The sequence below is a fragment of the Cellulomonas algicola genome, assembly GCF_003851725.1.
In the GTDB taxonomy this organism is placed as follows: domain Bacteria; phylum Actinomycetota; class Actinomycetes; order Actinomycetales; family Cellulomonadaceae; genus Cellulomonas; species Cellulomonas algicola.
Genome location: NZ_BHYL01000215.1, coordinates 1 through 9,079, shown reverse-complemented (window position 1 = coordinate 9,079; position 9,079 = coordinate 1). Strand labels below are relative to the sequence as shown.

8 protein-coding genes are annotated in these 9,079 nt (G+C 75.0%); 2 read left to right on the top strand and 6 right to left on the bottom strand.

What is annotated here, in order from left to right; translation table 11 throughout:
• The 3 genes from CTKZ_RS13795 to CTKZ_RS13785 form a co-directional block, all read right to left on the bottom strand.
• Nucleotides 1-459, bottom strand: a 459-nt coding sequence (locus CTKZ_RS13795) for an 8-oxoguanine DNA glycosylase OGG fold protein (RefSeq protein ID WP_148090497.1), incomplete at its 3' end; no start/stop codon positions are given.
• 168 nt (nucleotides 460-627) lie between these two features.
• On the bottom strand, nucleotides 628-2,919 hold the full coding sequence (locus CTKZ_RS13790) for a beta-L-arabinofuranosidase domain-containing protein (protein ID WP_124343488.1): 2,292 nt from the start codon (nucleotides 2,917-2,919) through the stop codon (nucleotides 628-630).
• Between the two features lie 63 nt (nucleotides 2,920-2,982).
• A complete protein-coding gene (locus CTKZ_RS13785) occupies nucleotides 2,983-4,320 on the bottom strand; it encodes an alpha-galactosidase (protein ID WP_235843481.1) in 1,338 nt (445 codons plus the stop codon).
• A 133-nt stretch (nucleotides 4,321-4,453) separates the two neighbouring features.
• Between CTKZ_RS13785 and CTKZ_RS13780 the strand changes: the two genes are divergently transcribed.
• Entirely contained in the window at nucleotides 4,454-5,302 is an 849-nt protein-coding gene (locus CTKZ_RS13780; protein ID WP_124343487.1) for a LacI family DNA-binding transcriptional regulator, read from the top strand.
• A 6-nt stretch (nucleotides 5,303-5,308) separates the two neighbouring features.
• Here the strand turns inward: CTKZ_RS13780 and CTKZ_RS13775 are convergent, their stop codons facing one another.
• Nucleotides 5,309-6,271, bottom strand: a complete 963-nt coding sequence (locus CTKZ_RS13775; RefSeq protein WP_124343486.1) for an AraC family transcriptional regulator — start codon at nucleotides 6,269-6,271, stop codon at nucleotides 5,309-5,311.
• Between the two features lie 130 nt (nucleotides 6,272-6,401).
• Between CTKZ_RS13775 and CTKZ_RS13770 the strand changes: the two genes are divergently transcribed.
• A complete protein-coding gene (locus CTKZ_RS13770) occupies nucleotides 6,402-7,100 on the top strand; it encodes an NAD(P)-dependent oxidoreductase (protein WP_124343485.1) in 699 nt (232 codons plus the stop codon).
• Nucleotides 7,101-7,282: 182 nt separating this feature from the next.
• Here the strand turns inward: CTKZ_RS13770 and CTKZ_RS13765 are convergent, their stop codons facing one another.
• Both CTKZ_RS13765 and CTKZ_RS13760 read right to left on the bottom strand, forming a co-directional pair.
• The gene (locus CTKZ_RS13765; protein ID WP_124343484.1) at nucleotides 7,283-8,026 is read right to left on the bottom strand and encodes a methionine ABC transporter permease; all 744 of its coding nucleotides are present in this window, start codon (nucleotides 8,024-8,026) and stop codon (nucleotides 7,283-7,285) included.
• The gene (locus CTKZ_RS13760) at nucleotides 8,023-9,045 is read right to left on the bottom strand and encodes a methionine ABC transporter ATP-binding protein (RefSeq protein ID WP_124343483.1); all 1,023 of its coding nucleotides are present in this window, start codon (nucleotides 9,043-9,045) and stop codon (nucleotides 8,023-8,025) included. The genes CTKZ_RS13765 and CTKZ_RS13760 overlap by 4 nt, the downstream gene beginning before the upstream one ends.
• Between the last annotated feature and the right edge of the window lie 34 nt (nucleotides 9,046-9,079).

The window sequence follows — 9,079 nt, the reverse complement described above, 5'->3', positions numbered from 1 at the left end:
GTGCCCGGCGGGCGTCGAGCGCACCGCGGACCCCGTCGCGGCGGACGCCGCGCCCGCCGTGCGCGCGGTCGCGGCCTGCACGCTCGCGGTGGGCGCGGTCACGTCGCGGGCCGTCCCGACGGCGTCCTCGAGCGCGGCGACGACCTCCGGCTGCACCGCGGTCGGCCGACGACGGCCTCCGAGGACGGTCGCGGTGCGGTACGGGCCGTCGTTCGCCGGTCCGTACGCCCAGACCATCGCCGCGACGAACGCGGGCACCGTCCTGCCGCGCTCGAGCTCATCGTGCACCAGTGCGGCGGCGTCCTGACGGTCGACCTCGTGGTCGACGTCGGGCAGCCGGAAGTCCGGGCCCATCCGGTCGGCCCACTGCTGCCAGTGCGCACGGCGCCACCGGACGGGCGGCGCGGGCGTGAACGGCGTCGTGAGCAGGGCGTGGAGCGACACGGGCACGGTCGTCATGGGGGCATCGTGGCACCGTCACGGCCTCGCGTGACCAGTCCTGGGTCCCGATGTCCGCCTGAGGGACGACGGGATGGAGAACGTTGTCACCCGCACGACTGATTCCTGCCGCCTCCGCCGGGTTCCGACCGGCCGGCCGGCGGCTCGGCGGCTCAGGGGCTCGGCGGCTCAGCGGCTCAGGAGACGCAGCCCGACGACCCGCGGCGTGCACCCGCCCGCGACGGCCCGGACGCGCACGGTCCGCCGCGCACCGTCGAGCGCGCCCACGGTCGGGCCGAGGTCGAGGTCGACGTGGCGCAGCCCCGCACCGGCCGCGGCGGTCACCGTCCCGACGACGGTGCCGTCGACCACGACGTCCGCCGCACCGTCGACGTCGCCGCCGCGGTAGGCCACGCGCAGCAGGCCGGCCGCCGACGCCGGGTCGGCGAGCGTGTAGCCGAACCACCCGTCGGCGGCCCGCCACCGCACGCCGTCGGTCGCGCCGGTCCACGTGCCGTCGCCGGCGAACGCGTGCTCGACCTCCGGCTGCTGCCGGCCGCAGGCGACGTCGTCGACGGTGCGCACGGCGAGCGTCAGGTCGTCCGACTCAGCCGCGGCGAGGGCGGCGCGCCGCTCCTCCGCCGTCCCCGGTGCGGCGAGCGGGAAGTAGAGCGTGTAGCGGGCGTCGTGGAGCGCGTGGAACGGCTCGAGCGTGAGGGGCCCGCGATCGGTGTCGAGGCGGAACGTCATGCCGTCGAGCGGGCCGTGCACCTGGTCGGCGCCGTCGGCGTGCGACGCGACCACGGGCGTGCCCGCGAGCGCGTGCAACGGTCCGGCCGCGACGTGGCCCATGCGTGAGTCGTCAGCGCGCAGGCCGGGCAGGTCGTCCGCACCGCCGCGCGCCGCCAGGACGACGGGTCCGTACCGGAACGCGGCCCAGCCGGAACCGTCGGGCAGCCGTTCGGACTCGACGCGGGCGGCGAGGCGCCACGCGAGCACGTCGCCGTCGTGCCAGGTCCGGTGCACCGCGACGTAGGGCCCGGGTCCGGGCACGACGGGCACGGGCACGCCGTCGATCGCGAGGTCGAGGTCGCCGACCGCCCAGGACGGGCGGCGCACGTGCACCGTGAAGGTCTGCGGCGCGGGCAGGTCGAGCCGGAGCGTCACCTCCCCGCCGGTCGACAGGTCGGGGAGGTCGCTCGTCAGCGTCGCGACGGCGCCGCGCGCGGCCCAGGTGGCCCGGACGGGGACCGCGACGTTGACGAGCAGGTCGTCGCCGTCGGGGCCGGGCTGTGTGCCGAGCGCGAGCTCGCCGAGCCGTGCGTACGTCTCGAGACCGGTGCCGACGCAGCACCAGAAACCCACCTCGGGCTGCGAGTAGACGCGGTAGTGGTCGGGCCGTGCGGGCGTGAAGTACACGAACCCGCCGTCGGGGTGCTGCGCGGACAGCGCGTGGTTGACGAGCGCGCGCTCGGCGAAGTCGAGCAGCGCGGGGTCGGGGTCCGTGCGCAGGAGCCGTCGGACGAGCTCGAGCATGTTCGCGGTGTTGCACGACTCCGGCCCCTCGGGGGACGTGAGCGCGCCGCGGAAGTCGTCGACGGGGTGGAAGTGCTCGGACACCGAGTCGCCGCCGAAGACGAGCGACCGCCGTCGCACGACGGTGTCGGCGAACGCCCGCGCGGCACGGTCCCAGCCGCCGTCGGGGTCGGACTCCGCGAGCGCGGCCCAGCCGACGACCTTCGCGATCTGCGTGTTGGCGTGCAGCCCGTCGAGCTCGTCGCGGCCGTCGAGCAGCGGGTCGAGGAGCGTGCGGTCGGCGAACCGGACCGCCATGGCCCGCAGGTCGGACCGCCCGGTGAGGTCGGCGAGGTCGGCGAACGCCTCGCACATGCCGCCGAACTCGGTGCGCAGCATCGCGGCGAACTGGTCGTCGTCGAGGCGCGCCGCGACCGGCAGCCACCAGTCCGCGAACCGCATCGCGACGTCGCGTGCGCGCGACGCGGTCGGCTCGGGCGCGTAGCGGGCGGCGTCGACCAGCCCGGCGACGGTCTTGTGCAGGTTGTACCAGGGCACCCACGCGCCGTTGAGGCCGAACGAGTCGGCCGACAGGTCACCCGCCGCGATCCGCTCGAACAGCGCGACGCCGTGCGGCACGCCCCCGACGTACCCGGTGCCGAGCGCGTCCTGGCACGTGGCGAGCCCGTCGACCAGGTCGGCGGCGAACCGGGCCGCGCGCGCGTCACCCGTCGCGGCCCACAGCAGGCTGGCGGCCGACAACGCATGACCGCCGATGTGCCCGTCGAGCCCGCTCGACTCCCAGTTCCCGAACGGCTCGGCGACGGGCGGCAGCCCGGCCTCGCGGCGGTAGGGCGCGAGCAGGCGCTGCGGGTCGTGGCGCAGCAGGTACGCGAGGTCGGTCTGCTGCGCGGCACGGAAGGGGCCGTCGAGCAGGCGGACGTCGGACAGCGGGAGGAGATCCACGGGTGCTCCGGGTGCCGGGACGGTCGGGTCGGTGGGGGGTCGGACGGGTGGCGTGAGCGCAGGTCAGGCTGGGTCGAGCGCGAACCAGCGGACGCCGTGCGACGCGACGACGACGTCGAGCGCACCGACGAGCCGCTCGGGCTCGCCGTCGCTCCACAGGTCGGTCGCACTCCACGGCCCGCGGGCCGCGACCGCACCCACGACCGAGGCGAGCGGCACGGTGAGCCGGCGCTCCGTCGGCCCGGTCCAGAAGACGGCGACCCAGCGCGTGTCCCCGTCGCCGGCCGCGGCGGTCCACACGACGAGCTCGCCGTCGTCGACGGGCTCACGGACGATCTCGCGGTTCTCGGTGCTGCGGGCCAGCACGGTCGCGAGCGCGGGGTTGGCGAGCAGGTCGAGCGTCGCGTCGTGGGTCTCAGGCAGGTGGCCGCCGACCATGAGCGGTGAGCGGCCCATGACCCAGAGGGTCAGGAGCGTGCGCTGCTCGTCGGGCGTGAGGCGGCTGTCGCGCGGCTCGCCGCGCTCGGCCCGCACCCCGATCCGCCCGAGCGGCAGCATGTCCGCGTCGGCCCACCCGCCGGGCCGCTGGTACGGAGCCCACCGGGCGAGGCGCGCGAGCTGGGCGTGCACGTCCTCCCACCGGTCCCAGAGGTCGTCGCTGATGCGCCACATCTGGGCGTGCTCGCGCAGGTGGCCGAGGTGCGTGGTCGACAGGTGCGTCCCGGGCGACAGCGACAGCACGATCTCGCGGCCGCTGCGCGTGATCGCCCGGGCGACGGCCTCGACGTCGCGGTCGTGGTACGGCGCGAGCATGTCGTCGACCTTGAGGAAGTCGACGCCCCAGCCGGCGAGCTGGCCGATCAGCGCGTCGTACCAGGCCTGAGCCCCGGGGTGGTCGTGGTCCACGCCGACGTTGTCGGGGTTCCAGGCGCACGCGTCGTCAGGGGCGGCGACGTCACGCGCGCTCCACGTCGTCCCGAGGATCGGCAGGTCGCGCTCGACGGCCAGCCGCGGGATGCCGCGCATGAGGTGCACGCCGAAGCGCAGGCCCATGCCGTGCACGGCGTCGGCGAGCGGGGCGAACCCCGCGCCGCCCGCGGCCGACGGGAAGCGGTTCGGGGCGGGCAGCTGGCGGCCGTGGTCGTCGAGCACGAGCGGGGCGCCGTCGTTGTAGCCGTGCGCGCGAGCGGTCGGGTCGTACCAGGCGATGTCGACGACGACCGTGTCCCAGCCCGCCGGGAGCAGCCGGTCGCGCAGGACCGTCGCGTTCGCGAGGACCTCGTCCTCCGTGACGGTGGTGCCGAAGCAGTCCCAGCTGTTCCAGCCCATCGGGGGCGTCGCGGCGAGCCGTGCGGTGCGGCGCTCGCGTCGGGGGGTGGGGGCGTCGGGGTCGACGGTCATCACGGCGGCTCCTCTCGGCACCCCGTCGGCGGTGACCGGGGTGGGCTGCGCACCACGGTACGACACATTTCCAACGTTGTAGAGCAGCCGTCCGCCCGTGGGACCGCACGGGTGCGGCGGCTAGGCTCGCCGCGTGACGCCCGGGATCCACGCCGTCGGCCTGGTGCTCCGCCAGCCGACGAGGCTGCTGGGGCTCGAGGCCTTCTCCATGCAGCTCATCGCCGGGATCGAGGAGTCCCTCTCCGCCGAGGGCCGCTCGCTGCTGCTGCACATCGTCGGCTCGCTCGACGCCGAGCTCGCGACCTACCGTCGCTGGGCCGAGCAGCACCAGGTCGAGGCCGTCGTCCTGCACAACCTCACGGTCGACGACCCGCGCCTCGACGCGCTCGCCGACCTGGGCGTGCCCGCCGTCGTCGTCGGCGGCCCGTCGCGCGACCTGCCCGTCGCGAACGTGTTCGTCGACAACGCCGCCGAGGCGCACGAGGCCGTCGACCACCTCGTCGCGCTCGGCCACCGGCGCCTCGCGCGCGTCACCGGCCCGCACGACCTCGCGCACACCCGCACGCGCACCGACGCGTTCGTCGAGCGGTGCGCCGCGCTCGGCGTCGACGGCACGGTCGTCGAGGGCGACTACGGCGAGGCGTCCGGGGCCGCCGCGACGCGCGACCTGCTCGCCCGCGACCCGCGGCCCACCGCGATCGTGTTCGACAACGACGTCATGGCCGTCGCCGCGCTCGACGTCGCACGCGCGGCCGGCCTGCGCGTGCCCGCGGACCTCTCGCTGCTCGCATGGGACGACTCGCCGCTCGCCCGGCACGCCGCCCCACCGCTGTCCGCGATGGCGTTCGACGTGCACGCGCTCGGCGTCCAGGTCGGCGACTGCGTGCTCAACGTCGTCGCCGCCGGCCCGGTCCGCTCCTACACGGTGCCGCCGGCCCACCTGGTCACGCGCAGCTCGACCGCACCGGCACCGTCGTCCTGAGGCCGGTCACGTCGCGGTGACCGCCGCGCGGCGGACGGCACCCGGTGCCCGGCCCGTCTCACGGCGGTACGCGCGGCTGAACGCGGCCTCCGAGTCGTAGCCCGTCGCCGTCGCCGCGCGCGCGACGGGCTCCCCCGCGGCCAGCAGGTCGGTCGCGACGTGCATGCGCCACGACGTCACGTACTGCATGGCCGGGACGCCGACGACCTCGGTGAACCGCGCCGCGAACGCGGAGCGCGACATCGTCGCCTCGCGCGCGAGGGCCTCGACGGTCCACGGGCGCGCGGGGTCGCGGTGCACGGCCGCGACGGCGACGCCCACGTGCGGGTCGCGCAGCGCGCCGAGCCACCCCGTCGTCGCGGACTGCGCGTCGACCCACGCCCGGATCGCCTGGATGACGAGGATGTCGGCGAGCCGCGTCGTGACGGCCTCGCCGCCGGGCCGGGTGCGCGTGAGCTCGTCGGCCATGAGTCCGAGCGTCCCGGCGATCCACGGCGCGGCACCGTCGTCGGCGGGCACGTGCACGACGGGCGGCAGCAGCTCGAGGAGCAGCCGGGACGCCGGGCCGTCGACCGACAGCACGCCGCACACCAGGTCGGTGCGCTGCCCGCCCCCGTCGTACCGCAGCACCGAGTAGTGGTCGCTCACGTAGTCCTGCGGGAGCTCGTCGACGCGACCCATCGACGGCACCCCCGGCGCGCTGCGCAGGACGTGCCCGCGGCCGTGCGGCACGAGCGCGAGGTCTCCCGCCCTCAGCCGCACGGGCGGGAGGCCGTCGACCTCGACCCAGCACTCCCCCTCGGCGACGACGTGGAAGCTCACGCACTCGCCGAACGCGGGCATGTCGACGGCCCACGGGCCGGTGGCCTCGGTGTGGCAGTAGAAGAAGCCGGTGACGCGCAGCCGGTGCAGGGCCTCGCCGACCGGGTCGACGGAGCCCCACGGGACCTCGGGGGCGAGCACGCTCATCGGCACCTCCGACGCTGGACGATCTGTCATGTTCCGGCGACTCACGAGCATAGACCGTCCAGCGTCCGGCGCGGTGTGCTGGGAGCACCACGGAGCAGCACCCGCCGCTCCCCCACCCAAGGAGCCCACCATGAAGGTCCTCGTCGTCGGAGCCACCGGAGGGTCCGGCCGCGCCGCGGTCACCGAGCTCGTCCGCCGTGGCCACGAGGTCACCGCCCTGTCCCGCCACGCCGCCGCGCTCACCGGCCCGCACGTCCGCGGCGTCGACGGCGACGCGACCGACGCCGCCACGGTCGACGCGCTCGTCGCCGGGCAGGACGCCGTCGTCGTCACGCTCGGCATCAGCGAGAACCCGCTCCGGGTCCGCCTGCGCGGCCCGGCCGGCACCCCCATCGACGTCCGCTCGCGCGGCACCCGCAACGTCGTCGCGTCGATGCGCCGGCACGGGGTCCGCCGGATCGTCGTGCAGTCGTCGTACGGCGTCGGCACCACGCGCGACCGGCTGCCGTTCTCCGCGAAGCTGTTCTTCGCGCTGCTCATCGCACCGCAGATCGCCGACGAGGAGCGGACGTCCGCCGAGCTGCGCGCGACCGAGCTCGACTGGGTCGAGGTGCAGCCCGTCTACCTGTCCGACGACGACATCCCCCACCCCGCCTTCACGACGACGAACGGCGACGTCAAGGGCATGAAGGTGTCGCGCGGGCAGGTCGGGCGCGTGCTCGCCGACGCGGTCGAGCGCGACGACCTCGCACGCCGGTCGATCGCCGTCTCGCAGGACACCGACGCCGTCCCGGGCGGGCGTCGAGCACGCGCGGGCGCCGCCGCCTGACCGGCCCGGTCGCGCGGCACGGAGGCCGGGGTCTCGGCACACGCCGACCCCGGCCTCAGCCGTCGCACGCCGCCCGCTCGACGACGACGACGACATCAGGGTCGTTCCGACCACCCGGAACGACCCTGATGTTGTGCTCGGCCGGGGCGCGGCCAACGGGCGGGCACCGGCTGCGTCCCGCGTCAGCGGCGCAGGATGCGGCGGGACAGGCGGTTGCCGAGCGACTGGGCCAGCTGGACGAGCACGATGATGACGATCACCGTGATCCACACGACCGCGAAGTTCCACCGCTTGTAGCCGTAGTCGAGCGCGAACGCGCCGAGCCCGCCGCCGTCGAGCGTCCCGGCCAGCGCGGACATGTCGACGAGCGCGACGAACACGAACGTGAACCCGAGGATCAGCGGGCCGAGCGCCTCGGGGACCAGCAGCGTGAGGACGATCCGCCACCGCGACGCGCCGGTCGCGCGGGCCGCCTCGATGACGCCGGGGTCGATCGCGACGAGGTTCTGCTCGACGATCCGGGACACCCCGAACGTCGCGGCGAACGACAACGGCACGATCATCGCGGTGCTGCCCAGCCGGGTGCCGATCAGCCCGACGGTCACGGGCGCGATGATCATCAGCAGGATGAGGAACGGGATCGGCCGGAACACGTTGACGACGAGGTTGAGCACCCCGAACACGGGACGGTTCGACAGCAGCCCGCCGCGCCGCGTCGTGTAGAGCGCGATGCCGAGGACGAGCCCGAGGACCCCGCCGATGAGCAGCGTCGCGGACACCATGTAGAGCGTCTCGCCGGCGGCCTGCAGCAGCTTGGGGCCGTGGAACGCGGGGTCGAAGTCCCCGGCAGCGCGGAGGACCGTCGCGGCGGACGGCGACGCGACCGCCGGCGGCCCAGCCGTGAGGGCCGACGTGAACGCGCTCATCGGACGGCCTCCTCGACAGGCGCGACGGCACCGAGCTGCGCGACGAGCACGTCGACGGCCGCGTCGGGACCGTCGAGCGCGAGCGTGAGCGACCCGAACGACTGGTCCTGCAGCGTGCCGATGCCGCCGTAGACGATCTCGAACGCGACGCCCGAGGCACCCGCCGACGCGAGCACCGACCCGAGCCGCGAGCTGTCGGTCATGGTGACGGTGACGATCCGCCCGGTGTGGGTGCGCTGGAGCCGCTCGAGGACGGTGCCGCGCGGCCGGTCGTGCACGACGGTCGACACGAACCGCTGCGTGACGTCCGCCTGCGGGCGCGTGAACACGTCGAACACGCTCCCCTGCTCGGCGACGCGCCCGTTCTCCAGGACGGCGACGCGGTCGGCGATCGACCGCACGACCTCGAGCTCGTGCGTGATGACGACGATCGTCACGCCGAGCTCGCGGTTGACCTTCTGCAGCAGGTGCAGGACGTCCTGCGTGGTCTGCGGGTCGAGCGCGCTGGTCGACTCGTCGGCGAGCAGGATCTTCGGCTGCGCCGCGAGCGCCCGCGCGATGCCGACGCGCTGCTTCTGCCCGCCGGACAGCTGGTCCGGGTAGGAGTGCGCACGGTCGAGCAGGCCGACGAAGTCGAGCAGCTCGGCGATGCGCCGGTCGCGGTCGGCCTTGGGCCAGCCCGCGACCTTGAGCGGGAACGCCACGTTCCCGGCGACGGTGCGCGACGAGAACAGGTTGAACTGCTGGAAGATCATGCCGATGTCGCGGCGCTTGCGCTCGAGCGCGCGCTCGGACAGCGCGGCGACGTCGTCGCCGTCCACGACCAGCTGCCCCGACGTGACGCGCTCGAGGCCGTTGATGAGCCGCACGAGGGTGCTCTTGCCGGCGCCGGAGTAGCCGATGACGCCGAAGATCTCACCCTGCTCGACGGCGAGGTCGACGCCGTCGACGGCGCGGATCGGCCCGTTCGGGCCGTCGAACACCTTGGTGACGTCGCGGAACTCGATGATGGGGGTCACGTGGGGGACCTTTCGGGGAAGGACGACGGCCGCG

Coding starts and splice junctions, on each gene's coding strand:
- CTKZ_RS13775 (WP_124343486.1), bottom strand. CDS start 6,271: ATGAGCGTGCTCGCCCCCGAGGTCCCGTGGGGCTCCGTCGACCCGGTC.
- CTKZ_RS13785 (WP_235843481.1), bottom strand. CDS start 4,320: ATGACCGTCGACCCCGACGCCCCCACCCCCCGACGCGAGCGCCGCACC.
- CTKZ_RS13765 (WP_124343484.1), bottom strand. CDS start 8,026: ATGAGCGCGTTCACGTCGGCCCTCACGGCTGGGCCGCCGGCGGTCGCG.
- CTKZ_RS13770 (WP_124343485.1), top strand. CDS start 6,402: ATGAAGGTCCTCGTCGTCGGAGCCACCGGAGGGTCCGGCCGCGCCGCG.